17 protein-coding genes are annotated in these 17,679 nt (G+C 71.6%); 8 read left to right on the forward strand and 9 right to left on the reverse strand.

What is annotated here, in order from left to right; genetic code table 11:
* Nucleotides 1-20 precede the first annotated feature (20 nt).
* From OG943_RS12645 to OG943_RS12655, 3 genes are read right to left on the reverse strand one after another with little or no spacing between them, the layout of a single operon-like run.
* A complete protein-coding gene (locus tag OG943_RS12645; RefSeq protein WP_328609929.1) occupies nucleotides 21-968 on the reverse strand; it encodes a pyridoxal-phosphate dependent enzyme in 948 nt (315 codons plus the stop codon).
* Nucleotides 969-1,003: 35 nt separating this feature from the next.
* Nucleotides 1,004-1,228: an MbtH family protein gene (locus tag OG943_RS12650; protein WP_328609930.1), complete on the reverse strand. Its 225-nt coding sequence runs from the start codon at nucleotides 1,226-1,228 to the stop codon at nucleotides 1,004-1,006.
* A gap of 35 nt (nucleotides 1,229-1,263) precedes the next feature.
* Entirely contained in the window at nucleotides 1,264-2,565 is a 1,302-nt protein-coding gene (locus tag OG943_RS12655; RefSeq protein WP_328609931.1) for a Zn-dependent hydrolase, read from the reverse strand.
* 278 nt (nucleotides 2,566-2,843) lie between these two features.
* Between OG943_RS12655 and OG943_RS12660 the strand changes: the two genes are divergently transcribed.
* The 6 genes from OG943_RS12660 to OG943_RS12685 all read left to right on the forward strand — a co-directional run bounded on the left by OG943_RS12660 (nucleotide 2,844) and on the right by OG943_RS12685 (nucleotide 9,871).
* Nucleotides 2,844-3,107, forward strand: a complete 264-nt coding sequence (locus tag OG943_RS12660; RefSeq protein WP_328609932.1) for a phosphopantetheine-binding protein — start codon at nucleotides 2,844-2,846, stop codon at nucleotides 3,105-3,107.
* Nucleotides 3,104-4,381: a hypothetical protein gene (locus OG943_RS12665; protein ID WP_328609933.1), complete on the forward strand. Its 1,278-nt coding sequence runs from the start codon at nucleotides 3,104-3,106 to the stop codon at nucleotides 4,379-4,381. The genes OG943_RS12660 and OG943_RS12665 overlap by 4 nt, the downstream gene beginning before the upstream one ends.
* Nucleotides 4,382-4,415: 34 nt before the next feature.
* Complete coding sequence (locus tag OG943_RS12670; protein WP_328609934.1) at nucleotides 4,416-5,132, forward strand: thioesterase II family protein; 717 nt, start codon at nucleotides 4,416-4,418, stop codon at nucleotides 5,130-5,132.
* Nucleotides 5,129-5,953: an SDR family oxidoreductase gene (locus OG943_RS12675; protein WP_328609935.1), complete on the forward strand. Its 825-nt coding sequence runs from the start codon at nucleotides 5,129-5,131 to the stop codon at nucleotides 5,951-5,953. The genes OG943_RS12670 and OG943_RS12675 overlap by 4 nt, the downstream gene beginning before the upstream one ends.
* A 39-nt stretch (nucleotides 5,954-5,992) precedes the next feature.
* The gene (locus tag OG943_RS12680; protein WP_328609936.1) at nucleotides 5,993-8,800 is read left to right on the forward strand and encodes an amino acid adenylation domain-containing protein; all 2,808 of its coding nucleotides are present in this window, start codon (nucleotides 5,993-5,995) and stop codon (nucleotides 8,798-8,800) included.
* Nucleotides 8,801-9,583: 783 nt separating this feature from the next.
* A complete protein-coding gene (locus OG943_RS12685; protein WP_442874711.1) occupies nucleotides 9,584-9,871 on the forward strand; it encodes an IS110 family transposase in 288 nt (95 codons plus the stop codon).
* A gap of 177 nt (nucleotides 9,872-10,048) precedes the next feature.
* On the opposite strand, the gene OG943_RS12690 is transcribed toward OG943_RS12685, so the two are convergent.
* Nucleotides 10,049-10,537 (reverse strand): DUF6998 domain-containing protein, encoded by a 489-nt coding sequence (locus tag OG943_RS12690; protein ID WP_328609937.1) that lies wholly within the window; start codon nucleotides 10,535-10,537, stop codon nucleotides 10,049-10,051.
* Nucleotides 10,538-10,930: 393 nt separating this feature from the next.
* Between OG943_RS12690 and OG943_RS12695 the strand changes: the two genes are divergently transcribed.
* Together OG943_RS12695 and OG943_RS12700 are read left to right on the forward strand one after the other, a co-directional pair.
* Nucleotides 10,931-12,046: a hypothetical protein gene (locus OG943_RS12695; protein ID WP_328609938.1), complete on the forward strand. Its 1,116-nt coding sequence runs from the start codon at nucleotides 10,931-10,933 to the stop codon at nucleotides 12,044-12,046.
* 2 nt (nucleotides 12,047-12,048) lie between these two features.
* The gene (locus OG943_RS12700; RefSeq protein WP_328609939.1) at nucleotides 12,049-12,894 is read left to right on the forward strand and encodes a sugar nucleotidyltransferase; all 846 of its coding nucleotides are present in this window, start codon (nucleotides 12,049-12,051) and stop codon (nucleotides 12,892-12,894) included.
* Here OG943_RS12700 and OG943_RS12705 read toward each other — a convergent pair.
* The 5 genes from OG943_RS12705 to OG943_RS12725 form a co-directional block, all read right to left on the reverse strand.
* Nucleotides 12,788-13,771 carry an aldo/keto reductase gene (locus OG943_RS12705; RefSeq protein ID WP_328609940.1) on the reverse strand — a complete coding sequence of 328 codons (984 nt, stop codon included), beginning with the start codon at nucleotides 13,769-13,771 and terminating at the stop codon, nucleotides 12,788-12,790. The two genes, OG943_RS12700 and OG943_RS12705, sit on opposite strands and share 107 nt — an antisense overlap.
* Before the next feature lie 27 nt (nucleotides 13,772-13,798).
* Complete coding sequence (locus OG943_RS12710) at nucleotides 13,799-15,370, reverse strand: molybdopterin-dependent oxidoreductase (protein ID WP_328609941.1); 1,572 nt, start codon at nucleotides 15,368-15,370, stop codon at nucleotides 13,799-13,801.
* A complete protein-coding gene (locus OG943_RS12715) occupies nucleotides 15,324-16,415 on the reverse strand; it encodes a hypothetical protein (protein ID WP_328609942.1) in 1,092 nt (363 codons plus the stop codon). Before OG943_RS12715 ends, OG943_RS12710 begins: the two co-directional genes overlap by 47 nt.
* Nucleotides 16,416-16,482: 67 nt before the next feature.
* The gene (locus OG943_RS12720; protein WP_328609943.1) at nucleotides 16,483-16,749 is read right to left on the reverse strand and encodes a MoaD/ThiS family protein; all 267 of its coding nucleotides are present in this window, start codon (nucleotides 16,747-16,749) and stop codon (nucleotides 16,483-16,485) included.
* A gap of 26 nt (nucleotides 16,750-16,775) precedes the next feature.
* Nucleotides 16,776-17,675, reverse strand: coding sequence for a formylglycine-generating enzyme family protein (locus OG943_RS12725; protein WP_328609944.1), 900 nt, complete (start codon nucleotides 17,673-17,675; stop codon nucleotides 16,776-16,778).
* Nucleotides 17,676-17,679: the final 4 nt, after the last annotated feature.

Below are 17,679 nucleotides of genomic sequence, written 5' to 3' on the forward strand. Positions count from 1 at the left end.
TCCTCCGAAACACGTGACGATCAGGGACGGGCGGGGTACCGGCTGGCTCCGGTGAGCCGGCGGAACTCGGCCGGCTCGACGTTCCCGCCGCTGACGACGGCGACCGTGCCCGCCGCGGCCGGCAGCGTGCGGGCCGCGGCGAAGGCGAGGGCACCGGTCGGTTCGACGGTCAGGCCGAGCAGGGCGAGTTCCCGCATCGCCGCGAGGACTTCGTCCTCACCGACCTCGACGACCTCGTCGACCAGCCGGCGGATGAGCGGGAAGGTGAACTCCCCCGGCGACTGGGCGAGCACGCCGTCGCAGAGGGAAACCGGCGGGTCGATCACGATCCGCCGGCCGGCCGCGAGCGACAGCGCGGTGTCGTTGGCCGAGCGTGGCTCGGCGGCGACCACGCGGACCCGCCTGCCGGAGACCTCCACCGCGGAGGCCACCCCGGCGAGCAGCCCGCCGCCGCCGACCGGGACCACGATCGTCGTGGCCCCGGCCAGCTGCTCGAGGATCTCGAAGCCCACCGAGGCCTGCCCGGCCACCACCAGCGGGTGGTCGTAGGACGACACGGGGACCGCGCCGGTCGCGGCCGCGATCTCGGCCACCCGGTCCCCGCGGGCGTTGTTGCCGCCGGCGCACGTGACCACCCGCGCCCCCAGCCGCCGGATCCGGTGCTGCTTGTACGCGCTCGCCGCGTCGGTCATCACCACCGTGGCGCCGGCCCCCATCCGGGAGGCGGCCCACGCGGTGGCGATGCCGTGGTTTCCGGACGAGCCCACGACGACGGCGTCCGGCGCGAGGGCGGTGAGCGCGTTGAGCGCGCCGCGCGCCTTGAACGAGCCGGTGACCTGCTCGTTCTCGCATTTGAGGTGGATCCCGGTGTCCGGGTCGGTCAGGATCGGGGTGCGCCGGACCAGGGGTCCGATGCGGTCACGCGCCGCCAGGCACTGCCGGGCGAACGGCGTTCTCGGTGCGGGCATGCTTCCTCGGATGGCCTCGTGCCGGGGTGATCTGGTCAGTTCCCGGCCGCCTGCCGGTCCATGAACGTGCGCAGGCTCAGCGGGCGCATGTCGGCCCAGACGCGCTCGATGTGCGTCAGGCAGTCCTTTTTGGACCCGCGGGTCCCGTCGGGCCGCCAGCCCTGCGGGATGTCCTTGCCCACGCGCCAGATGGAGTACTGCTCCTCTTCGTTCACGACGACCTGGTACTCGAATTCGTCTTCCACGGTGTCATTCGGCATGGTTGTTCCCCGTTTCGGTCGATGGCGCCGGTTCGTCAGGCGCGAAGGGTGGCGTGGAGGAGGACGTTGGCGCCGTCGACGAGCTGTCCCGGCGCGGTGTGTTCTTCGGGTGCGTGGCTGATCCCGTCGCGGCTGGGGACGAAGATCATCCCGACCGGCGCGACGGCGGCGATCATCTGCGCGTCGTGGCCGGCGCCGCTGTGCAGGGCCACGGCGGGCAGCGCGAGGTCCGCCGCGGCCGCTTCGATCGCCGCCTGCAGCGGCGCGGCGGTCCGGACCGGCGCCGAGCGCATGGTCGTCACGCACGTGACGTCGACCCCGGATTGGCGTGCGGAGCGCGCGGTTTCCTCGCGCAGCAACGCTTCGACGACTTCGAGCCGGGTCGGGTCGAGGTCCCTGATCTCGGCCGTCAGCCGGGCCCGGCCCGGTACCACGTTCGCCTGTCCCGGCTCGACGGCGAGGTCGCCCACGGTGCTGACCGCGCACAGCTTCCGGTCGGCCGAGAGCGCTTCGACTCGCAGCACCAGCTTCGCCGCCGCCACGAGGGCGTCGCGGCGCTGGTCCATCGGGGTGGTTCCCGCGTGGTTCTGCTTGCCCCGCACCTCGAATTCCATGATGGTGCGCCCGACGATGCCGGTCACCACGCCGATCGGGATCCCCCGGGATTCGAGCACGGGCCCCTGCTCGATGTGCAGTTCGAGGTAGGCCGCCACCGTGCCGGGCGGCCAGACGGCCTCCCCGATCGCGTCCAGGTCGCCGCCGGCGCGGGCCAGCGGCTCCCGGATCGAGCGCCCCGTCCGGTCGACGGCGGCCGCGGGCGCCTCCAGCTGCCCGGTGACCGCCAGCGAACCCCAGAAAGGATAGGGGAAAAGGGCGCCTTCTTCATTGGAGAACGCCACGGCAACCGGGGTGTGCCGCATCGGCAGGTCGTGTTCGGTCAGCGTCCGCAGCACTTCCAGCCCGGCGACGACGCCGTAGGTACCGTCGAAGCGGCCACCTCGCCGCACCGTGTCGACGTGGGACCCCATCAGCACGACCGGGCCGTCCGGAAGCGTTTCCCCGGGGTGCAGGAAGAGATTGCCCGCTTGATCCACAGTACTGCCGAGGCCGGCGCGCCCGGCGGCCTCGCGCAAAAACGCACGCGCAGAATCTTCCGCGGAAGTGAATCCGAGCCTGGACAAACCACCCTCGGGATCGACACCGTAAGTAGCCAATTTATCGAGATCGGCCAGCATTCGTGTTCCATTCACCCGTACGGCGGATCGATTCGAATCGAAGACCGCTACTGAACGGGCCGATTCCACGGCCGCCAGAAATGACATGAAACTACCTCTCACCTGCCCGCACCTTTGCGGGCAACCCGGACACCGAGCACATCCCGTACTGATTTCCGCCCTGTTCAGCGAGGACTGACGCTCGCCGGGCTCGACGTTCCTCCGGACTATAGCTCGCATTTTCCCAACGAAGGAAGGGGATTCCCCACCGCATCCGAGTCGGTAAAATTACCGACAGGCCACAAATTGATCACTGCTAGCTTGAATCGCTACGAAGATCTCCAAGATCAGCACATACCGGAGACACGTGAATGGAAAAATCACTCAAGACCGATTTGCCGGTGGATACGAATGCGGACTCGGTCGGCAGCACCGTCATCCAGGCCTGGACCGAGGTGCTCGGCAGTCCGCCCGCCGGCCCGGAAACGAACTTCTTCGACTTCGGCGGCCATTCGACCGCCGCCATGAGGATGATCACCCGGCTGCGCGCCCGGTGGGACGCCGAGGTGCCGGTCAGGCTCATCTTCGAGCACCCGGTGCTGGCCGACTTCATCACGGCCGCGCAGCGCCTGCTGGCGGCCGCGCCACCGGAAGAACCGGCGTGACCACGTTCGCCGTCGCCTACGACCGCGGCGCGGTCAATGCGGCCGAGGTCGCGCTCAGCCTCGGCGCGCTCGGCGACCTGGTCTTCGTGGGCCACGAAGCGGGGCCCGCGGGACCGCTCGTGCCGTTGCTGCGCGAGCTGGGCGAGGTCCTCTTCCTGGACGACGGTCTCGAACCCGTGCTCACCCGCCTGACCGCGATCGGGATCGACGCCGTGGTGACCTTCAGCGACACCATGATGCCGGTCGCCGCGCGGATCGCCGACCGGCTCGGTCTCCGGTTCCACCCGGCCCCGGCCGTGGCGCTGCTCACCGACAAGCTGCGTCAGCGCGACGAACTGCGCGCCCACGGCGTCGACGAGGTGCGGGTGCACCCGGTCCGCCACGCCGGCGACTGGCCGGCCGCGGTGGCCGCGGTCGGCGTGCCCGCGGTGCTCAAACCGTTGCGGGGACAGGGAAGCCGGGACACACACCTGATCACCGACGCCGAAACGGGCGCCCGGCTGAGCGCGGACCTGCTGGCGGGCCCCGACCCGGTGGCCGGCCTCGTGCTCGAAGAATTCCTGGCCGGGCGGCCCAGCGAGCCGTTCGGCGACTACGTCTCGGTCGAGAGCATGACGACCCCGCGCGGGGTCCGGCACCTCGCGGTGACCGGGAAGTTCCCGACCCTGCCGCCCTTTCGCGAAGTGGGCCAGTTCTGGCCTTCCCCGCTGACGCCGGCGGAAGAGCAGGAGGCCGAGGAGCTGACCGGGCGCGCGCTGACCGCGCTCGGGGTGCGTTTCGGAGTGAGCCACACCGAGCTCAAGCTGACCGCGGCCGGCCCGCGGATCATCGAGGTCAACGGCCGGATGGGCGGGCACATCAACGACCTCGCCCGCAGGGCCCACGGCCTGGACATGGTCCAGCTGACCGCGCGGCTGGCGCTGGGGGCCGAGCCGCCCGAAAGGCCGCCCCGGCCCGGGCAGGTCTACTTCCAGTACAACACCCCGGCCCCGGTCGGCGCCTTCACGCTGCTCGAGACCCTCGGCGTCGACGACGTCCGGCGTGTCCCGGGCGTCACCGGGTACCGGCCGTACTTCGAACCCGGCACCGCGCTGCCGGCTTCGGTGATGACGAGGCCGCTCGACCTGATCAGCGGGGTCGCCGCGGACCACGACGAGATGCTGGCCCGGCTGGCGCAAGTGCTCGAGCGCCTCACGTTCGCGATCGACACCGGCAGCGGCCGGCAGCTGGTCACCGCGGCGGAACTCGGCCGAACGCGGACACCGGTGTGGTGACGCCGTCCCGGACGGCAGCGGAGAAGGGAAGCCAGTGCACGAAACCGCGGTGATCTGCCTGCCGTTCGCGGGCGCGGGCGCGTCGTTCTTCCGGGCCTGGCAGCCCTTGGCGCCGGAGTCGCTGGACGTGGTCGCGGTCCAGCTCGCCGGCCGCGAGGAGCGGTTCGTCGACGAACCGCACACCGACGTCGCCAGCGCGCTCGACGACGTCCTGCCCGCCGTCGTCGAACGGATCGAGGGCGCCGGGCGGATCGCGCTGTTCGGGCACAGCCTGGGCGCGGTGCTCGCGTTCGAGCTGGCCCGGCGCCTCGACCGGCTCGGCGCGCCCCTCACCCGGCTCTTCGTGAGCGGCTCGCCCGGGCCGTGGAGCGGCCGGGAAAGCCGCGCGACCGGCCTGCCCGACGACGCCTTCCTCGCCCAGGTCGAGCGGTTCTCCGGCTACGCCCACCCGACGCTGCAGCACCCGGAGATGCGTTCGATGCTGCTGCCGATGCTGCGTGCCGACGTCGAAATGCACGAGAACTACCGCCCGGCCGACGGGCAGGCCCTGCCGATCCCGGTGACCGCGCTGCGCGGGCGCGACGACGAGCTGGTGAGTGCCGCCCGGATCGCCGAGTGGGCGGGCGCGAGCACCGCCGGCTTCCGCCCGGTCGAGCTGGCCGGCGGCCACATGTACCTGGTGGACCGGGCCGAAGAGGTGCTCGGCCTGCTCGCCGGCGAACTCGCCGTGGCGGGTGAAAGCGCGCCATGAGGCTGCGCGACAAGGTCATCGTGGTCACCGGGGCCGCCCGGGGCGTCGGACGCGCTTGTGCGACCGCCTTCGCGCGCGAAGGCGCGGATCTGGTGCTGCTGGACATCGCCGGGGACCTCGACGGCGTCCCGTACCCCCTCGGCTCGGCGAGCCAGCTGGCCCTCACCGCCGACCTGTGCCGCGAACAGGGCGTCGCCGTGCGGACGCACCACGTCGACGTCCGGAGCGCGCCCCGGATCGCGGCCGCGGTGGCCGACACCGTCGAGCGGTTCGGCCGGATCGACGTGCTGGTCAACAACGCCGGCATCGCCGCGCCCTCGGGCAAGGCGGTGCACGAAATCGCCGAGGACGAGTGGCAGCTGATGATCGACGTCGACCTGTCCGGCGCGTGGCGGGCCATCCGCGCGGTCGCCGGCGGGATGGTCGGCCGGCGGTCGGGCAGCATCGTCAACATCGCGTCGACGGCGGGACTGGTCGGGTACCGGTACTTCGCCGGCTACGTCGCGGCCAAGCACGGGCTGATCGGGCTCACCAAGGCCGCCGCACTCGACTACGCCCCCGCGAAAGTGCGGGTCAACGCGCTGTGCCCGGGGTCCATCCGCGACGACGACGCCGTCGAAGGCCGCATGCTCTCGGAGATCGCCCGTTCGCTGGCGGTCCCCGTCACCGAGCACGAGGCGACCTTCCTCCAGGCGCAGCCGATGAACGCGCTGATCGAACCGGAGGATGTCGCAGCCGCCGCGGTGTGGCTGGCCTCCGACGAGTCCCGGCAGGTGACCGGCAGCGTCCTGACCGTGGACGGCGGCTTCACCGCTCGATGACCCCGGCGTCCGACGCCGTGCATTCCCAGGAGGATTTCCTTGTCCAGTCCGGCACCCCGGTCGAACCCGGCCCGCCGCGCGGGCGCTTCCGGCCACGCCCTGCGGGTTCGCCTCCCCCGCCCGCCGGCCGAGGCCGCGTTCCGGGCCGCCGTGACCGCGTGGTGGCCGGCCCGCCCGCCCCGGCTGTGGCTGGACCCGGTCCCCGCGGCCGCCGGTTCTCCCACGGCGGAACGCCGGCTCCGCGCCGAACTGCACCGGCCGATCGAGCCGGGCGGCCCGGTGCTCCGGGCCGTGTGCCTGGTCTACCCGGACGGATCGGCCGACCTGGTGCTCGTGGCCCGCCGGTCGGCGCTGGACCTGACGTCCTTGCGTCTCATCGCCGACGTCGTCACGGGAACCCTCGCGGCTGCGGCAATCCCGCCGCCGGCGTCTTCCGCCGACGCGGAAGCGGACTGGAGCGACAGCGCCGAGATCGGCTGGGCCACCTCGGATCCGCGGGCGGGTGACCGCTACGGCCTGGTGGACGTCACGCTCGGCGAGGCGGGCTCCGGCGCGGTACCGGCATTGGTCGTCGCGGCGGGCCTGGTGCTCAGCCGGTACACCGGGCGGACGACGCAGGAAATCCTGGTGTGCGCCCCGGAACCGGACCGGCCGGCCGCGGCTCTCGGCTCGTTCGACCGCCTGTCGGTGCCGTCTCTGGACTTCTCGGGCGAGTCGAACCTCGGCCGGCTGGCCGACCAGGTCACCCGAGCCGCCCCGGCAGCCCGGCCCGCCGGTCAGGCCGTCGCGATCCTCGCGAACGGGGAGACCGCCGAAGACTACGTCGCCTGCCAGGCCCCGGTGTGCCCCTTGACGCTCGTCCCCCACATAACCGCAGGCCAGCTGACCGTGACCATCCACCACCGGCTCGCGGACGTCGACGACGCCTCGGCCGAGCGGTTCGCCGCCCACCTCGCGCGGGTGTACGCCCAGGCGCTCGCGAGTGCTCCGGAGCGCGATCCTCGGGACCTCGACCTCGTCGACGACGCGGAGGCCGCCGCACTCGCCGAACTCGGCCGTTCGCCCCGCCATTCGCCCCGCGAGCCCGGTCGGCATCCGGAACGCATCGAGCGGGTCTTCGCCCGCCAGGCGGCTGAACGGCCGGACGCGACCGCCGTATCCTGCGACGCCGAAACCCTTACCTACCAACAACTCGACGACCGGTCCACCCGGCTCGCCGCGGGCCTCGTCGAGCACGGCGTGCGCCCCGGCGACCGAGTCGGCGTCTGCCTCGACCGGGGACTGGACCTGGTGGTCACGCTGCTCGCCGTGCTCAAGGCGGACGCGGTCTACGTGCCGATGGATCCGGCCCACCCTCGCGATCGCCTCGCCTACACCGTCGCGGACGCGGATCTGCGGCTTGTGGTGGCCGAGGAGGCGGAGCTGCCGGAGGCGAGCGTCATCAAGGTGACGCCCAAGGCGCTTTCCCTTGGCACGTCGGCACTTCCGGCTCCCTCACGAAGTGCCGACGACGCCGCGTACGTGATCTACACGTCCGGCTCCACCGGCCGCCCGAAAGGCGTGGTGGTGCCGCACCGCAACGTGCCGGCGCTCCTGGCCGCCACCACCGGCGACTTCGGGCTCGGCCCGGACGACGTCTGGACGCTGTTCCACTCGAGCGCGTTCGACTTCTCCGTGTGGGAGATCTGGGGTGCGCTGCTCACCGGCGGGCACCTCGTCGTGGTGCCGTACTGGGTCTCCCGGTCCCCGGCCGAGTTTCGCGCACTGCTCGCGTCCCGGGGTGTCACCGTCCTCAGCCAGACGCCATCGGCGTTCGCCCAGCTGGTGGCCGCAGACCGGGCTCCGCTCACGCCGTTGCCGCTGCGCCTGATCGTGTTCGGCGGCGAAGCGCTGGATCCGGCCCCGCTGCGCGGCTGGTTCGACCGCTACCCCGAGACCCGGTGCCGGCTGGTGAACATGTTCGGCATCACCGAAACGACCGTGCACGTCACGGCGCAGACGATCACCCGCCGCGAAGCGCTTTCCGGCTCCCGGTCGGTCGGCTCCGCGCTGCCGGGCTGGCACCTGTACGTGCTCGACGAACGCGGCCGTCCCCTGCCGGCCGGCGTGCCCGGCGAGATCCACGTGGGTGGCGCCGGGGTCGCCATGGGCTACCTGGGCCGGCCGGGTCTCACGGCGGCGCGGTTCCTGCCCGACCCGGTCACCGGCGGCCGCATGTACCGCAGCGGCGACCGGGGCCGCCTCCTGCCCGACGGCCGGCTGGAGCACCTCGGCCGGCTGGACGACCAGGTCAAGATCCGCGGGTTCCGCATCGAACCCGGGGAGGTCCGCGGCGTGCTCCGGCAGTGCCCCGGCGTGCGGGACGCCGCGGTCGTGGTCGGCGGCCGCGGTGCGGGTGACACCGCGGCGCTGCGCCTCGACGCCTACGTCGTGGTCGACGGGACCACGACGACCGCGATCAGGCAGTGGGCGGCGAAGCTCCTCCCGGAGCACATGCTCCCGGCCACGGTCACGGTGCTGCCCCGGCTGCCGCTCACGGCGAACGGCAAGTTCGACGTGGCGGCCGTCCCCGAACCGGAATTCGACCACGGCACCGCAACCGTGGACGGCGTGGACGGCGTGGACGGCGTGGACCCGACGATGCTGAAGATCTGGGCGGAGGTACTGGGCAAACCGGTGGACCCGGACGACAACTTCTTCAGCCTGGGCGGCAACTCGCTCTACGCGGTCCGCCTCGACGCCGCGATGCAGCAACACGGCCTGCCCGCGCTGCCTTTGCGCCAGCTGTACCTGAACCCGACCATCCGCAAGCTGACAAGCGCTCTCAAGGACACTCGCGGCCCTTGACGTCCTCAGGGCCGCTGGCGGTCGCTCCGGCGCTGGACCCAGCTGCGGCATCCGGCCTGGCCGCTTGGTCGGCCACTGGTAGGTATGGCGGGGTGCCCAGTGCGCGCCGCGCCCTCGAACATCGTCGCCCACACCGCGGCCACGAAGCCGTCCGGCACCTCGTCATGCCACAGGTCCGACATGCTGTTCACAACGACCCGCAACCCGAGCCGGTCCGGCCACCGCGAACATCGAAGCCCTGCGCGAACGGATGCCCCGGCACCCCGCGCCAGCGCTCGGCGAAGATCCGGGCATAGCAGTTGTCGCAGCCTCGGAAACCTCGCGGCAGCCGGTCACCGGGTTCCAGGTCGCGCCTGCGTGGCCCGCGGCCGACTCCGCGCCGGGAACTCGCCTCGGCCACCGGACGTTGTTCAGGTTAGTCGCGGCGACGAGCGAAGCCGCGCCGCCCATCTCAGAGCGGGGCCTCACAACGAGGCCCCGTTGGCCATTTCGAGGGCTGGAAAACTTCCAACCCAGAGGCTGGCTGGAGAATTGAGGTGGGCGCCGTGGACGAAACAGTGGCATGGCAGATCGTGCTGACCCTGTTGCGAGTAGTGATCGCCTGGTTGGTGCAACGGACAAGGCCACTGCACGCGATCGCTCGGCCGGAACGCCGATCAACGCGGCGGAAGAGCCGCTGAGGTCCGGGAACGTCGGGTTGGGCACCGTCGGTGGGACACCCAACCCGACGTTCCCTGTTGCGGAGAAGGCGACTCCGCAACAGGATTCACCGAGCCGCTGACCATGCTCGCTGGCGACAGCGCGACCGATCCGATCCCCGCCGCGATCGAGACTCCCCGCGAGCTGCTCGTGGCGGCACTGCGCCAGACCGGTCGCCGGGTCTACGCGATCAACCCGATGGCGGTGGCCCGCTACCGCGAGCGCCACTCCGTTGCGCGCAAGAAGTCCGACCACATCGACGCCATGACGCCGGCGAGCATCCTGCGCACCGACGCCCACGTCCATCGGCCGTTACCGCCGACAGCGACCTCGTCTCTGGGCCGTGGCGGTGCTGTCGCGGGCCACCCATGACGCCACCTGGCGGCGCACCCGGGCCGGCCAGGACGGTGGTGAGGGCGGTGCACAGATCACGGACCAGGTCGTCCTGCTCCAGCTGGTCGGCGGAGGTGACAGCGTGGCGCGTCACCCCTACAGGCCAGGCGTTGCTGGCATAGCGACGGCGGCCGAGGAGGCTGCCCGGATCCTCGACTATTCGGAGATGGCAGCGCGGAATCGTGGCGTGACGTCGATGCCGAGCCTGGCGCCGGCGGTGATCGTGACCCGATGGCCGTTGACGTGGGAGGAGTGCCGGCCGGCCGCTTCGATGTCGGCGGCCGTGACTTCGCGGGCCAAGCGCAGCGCGTAGCTGGAGCTGTCGAAGGTGATCAGAACGGCGACGTCGAAGTCGAAGGAGCGGAAGACCGAGAAGATCGCGCCCGACCGGGTGTCCGAGCCCACGGCTCTGGCCTTCACCTGGATCCGGCGCCCGTCCGCGGCGAGCAGGTCGTAGGACTTGACCGAGTTCGCTACCAGCTCCCCGCCGTAGACCCGCGCGGCGAGGTACTCCGCGTAGTCGCCCACTGGCGCGTTTCGGGTCCGCACGACGTTCCGGTCGCGTAACTCCTGCAGGATCGCGGCGTACCCGCCCAGCAAGTCCGGAATGGACAGTTCACTCAGATTGTCGCGCGCGGGTTCCACGTGGTGTTCCTTCCGCAGACGAATCCGGTAGCCGGGTCGGTCCTTCATGGTGATAAACCCGGGCGGGTGCCGAAGCGTACCTCCGCCAAGGTCCGCGCCCGTCCCGCATCGAGCGGCCAGGAACCACCGGTCGGTCTTCTGGTGGCGCAATTCAAGGGCCTCCATGACCATCTGCCCGACCGTCAACGCGCTCGTCTACTGGGCCGAACGCGGCGACGGCGAGCCACCAGACGATCGCGCCGCCAAAGCTGCAGGGGAGAGCCCCGCAGTACCGGCGGCATGGGTGTTTGGTCTTCCAACATCACCCACCGGCACCCGTGGCAAGTACATGCAATAATAACTACACTTACAGATAGCAAAAACCGGCCATGCTCACCGGGAGGGATCCGACTCGTGGACGTGGTCGAAGCGGGGCACGCCGGGTTCGTCCGCACGCATCGGCACGTCCAGGCCCAGCATCCGCGCCTGCTCTCGCTCGCCGATTCCGCCATCCCCGCCGGGTGGCGCGGCCACGACGTGCCGATGCTGACCAGGCCGGGCTGGATCCCGCCCCGGCCGCTGCCGCTGCGCGCCGTCCAGCTGGACTGGCACGACGACCACGAGCCGCCCCGCGACCAGCCGGAGGCACGACTGCTGATGCCCCAGCTGACGACCTACAGCGGCGCCCTCACCGAACTCGCGGGCATGTCACACCTCTACGACGGCACCATTTACCGCCCGGTGCGCGTCGAGGCGACAGCGGACGGGCTGCGGCTCGGGTTCACCACGGGGAGCTACTTCGGGCACCTCGACCACAGCGAGGTGCTGGCGTACGAGGCCGCGGCACTGGACCTGGCGGGCAAGGACCTGGCCGACGGTCCGTACCGGCGCGCCCTCGGCGATCCGTTCGACCTGTCCAACCGGGTGGCTTGCCTCGGCATGGTGGTGCTGACCCTGCGGGTCGCCGACGGGCGGGCCGGCTTCTACCTGCACCAGCGAAACGGCGACCAGGTGGTATCCGCGCCCAACGTCACGCACGTGGTCCCGGCGGGCGAGTTCGCGCCCGCCCGGCCCGGGAGCGCGGCCCGCGCCGCCGGGTTCGACCTGTGGCAGGCCATCCTGCGTGAGTACGCCGAGGAGTTCCTCGACGTCGACGAGGCGTACACGGCCGGCGGCGCGCCACCGGACTACGACCACGACCCGCCGTTCCGCGAGATCACCGCCGCCTACCGGTCGGGCCGGCTCCGGCTGCACGTTCTGGGTGTCGGGCTGGACCCGCTCACCTGGACGCCGGAACTGCTGCTGGCCTGCGCGATCGATGACAGCGTCTTCGACACGCTGTTCGCCGGGATCGTCCGGCACGGCAAAGAGGGCACGATCCTCGCGGGCCCGCACGGGCACGGCCTGCCGTTCGACGCGTCCACAGTGGACCGGTACGCGCACGACCCCGCGACCCGCAACGCGGCCAGGGCCAGTCTGAAACTGGCCTGGTTACACCGGGAAACTATATGTAACTCAAGGGTGGAGTGAGCGTGAAAGGGATCGTCCTGGCCACCGGCACCGATCCCCGGTTGCACCCGATCACGCTCGCGGTCCCCCAGCACCTGCTCCCCGTGGGCGACAAGCCGATGATCTACTACCCCCTGTCCGTGCTGATGCTCGCCGGCATCCGGGACATCCTGGTCATCGCGAGCCCGTCGGACGCGTACCAGCGCCTGCTCGGCGACGGCAGCCAGCTCGGCCTGCGCGTCGACTACGCCGAGCAGCCGGAACGCGACGGCGTCGCCGAGGCGTTGCTGACCGGCGCGGACCACATCGGCACCGACCAGGTCGCCCTGATCCTCGGGGACACCCTCCTCCCCGGCCCCGCCATCCTGCGCGACGCGGCCAGGAACGTCGACGGCTGTGTGCTGTTCGGGGAGCCGAGCACCGGCCTGTACCTCTACGACGGCGACGTGGTCGACATCGTGAAGAACCTGCGGCGCCCGGCCCACGGCCAACCGGAGATCACCGACGTCAACCAGGTGTACCGGCGCCAGGGACGAGCGCGGCTCATCCGCGGATTCGCCCGGCTGGACGCCAGTACACCGGATTCCCTCATCCGGGCCGGGCAGTACGTGCGGGCCGTCGAGCAGCGCCACGGCCAGCGGATCGCGTGCGTCGAGGAGGTCGCCCTGCGGATGGGGTTCATCACCGCCGCACAGTGCTACCGGCTGGGCGCCCGCCAGTCGAATTCCCCGTACGGCCAGTACGTCATGCGCGCCGCCGCGATCACACCGCCCAGGCGTCCGGCGCGGACCCACCTCGCCCGATCGGCGGGAACAGCTTCTCCAGCCGGTCAACGTCCTCATCGGACAGTGGCCGCTCCGCCGCCCTGATCGCCCCGTCCAGCTGCGCGGGTGTCCGCGGCCCGATGACCGCCGCGGTGACGGGCGCGCGGCCCAGCACCCAGGCCAGGCCGACCTCGGCCGGGTCACGCCCGATGTCCGCGCAGAGCCGTTCGTACTCGCCGACCACCTCACGATGGGTTTCCAGCGCGAGCGCGGCCCGTCCCTGGGCCGACTTGACCGCGGTCCCGTCCGCGAGCTTGCGCAGCACGCCACCCAGCAGGCCGCCGTGCAGGGGCGACCAGACGAGCACCCCCATCCGGTACGCCTCGGCCGCCGGCAGCACCTCCAGCTCGGCGTGGCGGGTCAGCAGGTTGTAGAGGCACTGTTCGGACACGATGCCCAGCCGGGACCCGCGGTTCGCGGCCTCCTGGGCCATGGCGAGGTCCCAGCCGGCGAAGTTGGACGAGCCGACGTAACGGACCTTTCCCTGCCGTACCAGCAGTTCCATCGCCTCCCAGATCTCCTCCCACCCGACCGTGCGGTCGACGTGGTGCATCTGGAACAGGTCGATCCGGTCGGTTCGCAGGCGCCGCAGGGACGCCTCGCAGCCGGCGACGATGTGGTGGGCGGACAGGCCCTCGTCGTTCGGCCCGTCGCCGGTCCGGTTGCCGACCTTCGTCGCCAGCACGACCTGGTCCCGTTTGCCGGGCAGCCAGCGGCCGAGCAGTTCCTCGGTGTAGCCGCGGTGCACGCGCCACCCGTACATGTCGGCGGTGTCGACGAGGTTGATCCCGCTGGCGAGCGCGTGGTCCAGCAGCAGCCGCGCCTCGGGCTCCTCGACCCGGCCGCCGAAGTTCACGGTGCCCAGCCCGAGACGGCTCACGCGCAGGCCGGACCGCCCGAGACGAACGTACGGTGCGGACATCCGCTTACCTCCTGGAGTCGAACGGGGTCACTGCACGGTGAACTGGGCAGAGTGCCAGCCGGTGGCGCCGTCCGGGATCGGCGGGACCCGGTCGGCGGTCTGGGTGGCGCCGGTCCGGTCGGTGGCCCGGCATTCCACAGTGTGCGGGCCGGGCGCGAGGTCCACCTCGGCGCGCCACATCCGCCAAGTGTCCAGGTTGACCTCGGTGGCCAGTTCGGCGGTCAGCCACGGCCCCTCGTCGACGCGCACCTCGACCTTGGCGATGCCCCGATGCTGGGCGTACGCGATGCCGGCGACGCTCACCCCGCCGGCCGGGACGGTGGCGAACGCGGCCGGCACGTCGATCCGGGACTGGGTCTTGATCGGCGCGAACTTCGCCCAGCCCCGGGTGAGCCAGTAGGACTGCTTGTCCGTGAAGCGGTTGAGTTCCAGGTCGACGACCCACTTGGCGGCCGAGGCGTACCCGTAGATCCCGGGGACGACCAGCCGGGCCGGGAACCCGTGCTCGCTGGGCAGCGGCTGGCCGTTCATCCCGATCGCCAGCAGGCCCCGGTCGAGCACGTCGGCCACCGGGGTACCGCTGGTCCAGCCGTCCACACTGGTGGCGAACAGCTGGTCCGCGCCGGCCTTCACTCCGGCCCGGCCCAGCAGCTCCCGCAGCGGGACGCCGATGAAGTTCGAGGTGGACACGTACGTGCCACCGACCTCATTGGACACACAGGTGAGCGTCACGGTCCGCTCCACCAACGGCATCCGCCGCACGTCGGCGTAACGCAGCACCACCTCGTCGTCCACGGCGCCGTGGACGCGCAACGCCCAGTCCTCGGCCCGTACCCGCGGTACCGACAACGCCGTGTCCACCCGGTAGAAGTCCCGGTTGGCCGTGATGAACCGGGGCGTGCCGAGTGACGCGAAGTCCGCTCCGGCCGCGATCGGCGGCGCCGGCGTGACCGGGGTGAGCGGGCCCAGCACGGCGCGGGAGTCCTCCCGGCCCGCCAGCAGCTGGCCCCCGGCCCCGGCGACACCCGCCCCGGCCGCGAGCCCGGCCGACATGACCAGGAACCGCCGCCGGTCGGCGCTGGTGCCCTCGCCTCCCGCACGTCCGCCTCCCGCCCCTCGGCGAACGGCCGACGCGTGCAGCCACCGGAACGCCACGGCCCCGACGACCAGGCTGGCCGCCGGGGCGAGCAGGTCGACCGGCCCGAGGTCGGGCCGGGCCAGCACGGCACCGGCGCCCAGGCCGCCGAGCACCACCGCGAACACCGTGCCCGGCCACGGCCCGCGCCGCGAGAGCAGCCCGGCGACCACCGCGAACCCCAGCAGCACCACACCCATCCCGCCGATCAGCACCAGCTTGTCGGCGGGGCCGAAGGCGCGGATCGCGAACTCTTTCACCGGGGCCGGGGCCAGGTCGATCGCGGTGTTGCCGACCGCCACGAACGGTGACGCGTTGGGGTTGAGCACACCCGCCACCAGGTGGCCGGCGGCCAGCGCGGCGGCCACCCCCAGCACACCGACGAGCACCGCCACGCCCGACGGCAGTCGCGCGCGGCTAGGCGGGGGTGGCGAGGTAGCCAAGGTTGGCGCCACTGCTGTCATTGAAGTCGCCGACCACGACCCCGGACTCGTTCACGCCACACGCGGACATCCCCGCAGTGGCCGGCGGGTACCGCAGCGCGACGAAAGTGCTCTGATCGGTCCGCAGGTAGGCGTGGGTTCCCTTGGTGTCCAGGTAGAACCCGGCGACCACACCCGAGTCACTGATCGCCATCGCGCCCGTCCCACCCTCGTTCTCGCGCAGGTTCGGGTAGCCGAAGGAGGACGCCACGAAGGTTCGGCGTGTGCTGTCGCGGATGAAGACGCGGGTCGACTTGTCCGGCCCGATCAGCTGGCCGACCACCAGTCCGGCACCGTTGACACCCGTGGCGAACGTGCCGCCGCCGGTGTCGTCCGGGTGCCGGAACGTGTCCACGTGCCGACGCTCCTTTCCGGACCACACGAATCCCTTGGCGACGGCCTCGGACTGGCCGGACGGGTCCCGCGCGAAGTACCACCCGGACACCAGGCCCGAGTCGTTCACGCCGAACGCGACCACGGTCCCGGTGCCGTCCTCGGGTGGCGCTATCGGCTCGAACCGCTGAGCCGCCGCGGAATAGACGAACGCGGAGACACCCGTCGGGGGCAGCGAAGTCGTTCCGGGATAGCCGCCCTTGTCCGACTTGGCGTGGTAGTAGCCGACCGCGTCCCCGGCGCCGTTCACGCCGAACAACGCCGTTGTGGTCCCCGCTTCCGGATGGTCGAGGGCCGCGGAGATGGCGCCGTCGGCCGAGCGCAGGAAGCCGTGCGTCCCACGGCCGTCGGAGAAGTAGCCCGCGGTGTTCCCCTTGTTGTTGATGCCGTACAGGGTGGTCTTGACCGACTTCGGGTACTGGACGGTCACGTACGAGTAGTTCCGCTCCGCGACGGTCGCCCGGACCGTGGGCGTGGGCGGTTGAGTGGGAGTTGCCGGGACCGAACTGGTCGCGGGGTCGCCTTTCGCGCTGCACGAGGCGAGGACCGCGCCGCCGAACGCCAGCCCGGTGAGCCTCAGGAAGTCACGCCGATGAACCGTTGCCGATGGGTGAATGTGGTTGCGTCGCACCATGAATCACACCTGCCATGACGGGTCGCTCCATCTAGCCAGTTCGCTATAGGTTTGTCAATCGTCAGAGTCAGCCGCCGGCCAGCGGCGGCACGATGTGCACGGTGGTTTCCTCGCCGACCAGCACGGCGTCCCGGCCTCGGCGCGGGACGGCCTGGCCGTCAAGGTAAACGTTGTAGTAGCGGAACGGCTCGCCGTCCTTGCCGATGATCCGGTGCCGGTAGCGGGGTTCGGCCGCGGCGAACCGCTTCAGCACGTCCCCGAGGGGGCCGCCGGTGCACACGAAAGTCGATCCCGAGCCCTGGGTCCAGGCCGTCGACAGCACAATCGTCGCCATTCCACTCCCCTTGTCCTTAAACGCATTCAGGCGTCCGTCGCGCAGCGGAACCCGAGCGCGAAGTTCGACCAGCCGTCCGGATCGCCGTACATCCGCTCGGTACACCGGACCTGGTAACGGAAGTTCATCCACGAGCCACCGCGGATGGCGCGGTAGCGGCCCATTACCGAGCGGATGGTCGCGTCGCACTCCTGCGCGCCCCGGTAGAGGCTGGCGGTCGTCGCGGTCCACTCGTAGACGTTGCCGGCCATGTCGTGGCACCCCGCCGGGCTCACGCCCCCGGGGAACGAGCCGACCGGTGTGGTCAGCGGTACCGGCCCGGACCGCGCGTGAATCCCGCGCCACCACCGCTTCCACTGCTCCAGCGAGGTCAGCTCACCGGCGTGGAACTCCGCGGTGTTGGCCCGGGTCCGGTCCCACGTGTCGCCCCACGGCCAGAGCCGGCCGGTCAGCCCCCGGGCCGCCAGCTCCCACTCGGTCTCGGTGGGCAGCCGCTTGCCCGCGTACGACGCGTACGCGTGCGCGTCCGGCCAGGAGATGTGCACAACGGGATGGTCATCGCGGTTCCCCACGGCCACACCGGGTCCCGCGGGCGCCGACCAGCAGGCCCCGTCGAGCTCCGACCAGTAGCTGTCGGTGTAGACCAGGCCGTAGCCGTTGTGCTCCGCGTCGGTGACGTACCCGGTCGCGCGCACGAACTCGCGGAACCGCGCCACCGTCACCGTGACCGCGTCAATCCGGAACGGCGGCACGGTGACGGCGCCGGCGGCGGTCTCGTCGGCGAACCACTCCCGAGGGAACGCCTGGCCCTCGGCCTGCAGCCAGTCGAGCTGGCCGGGTTCGGCGCCGGGCACGAACTCGGCGCCGGGCACCACGATCATGTCGGCCACGCCCCTCGGGTCGCCCAGGCCAGTCACGTCGGTCATGTCC

This window comes from Amycolatopsis sp. NBC_00345 (assembly GCF_036116635.1).
Taxonomy (GTDB): Bacteria; Actinomycetota; Actinomycetes; order Mycobacteriales; family Pseudonocardiaceae; genus Amycolatopsis.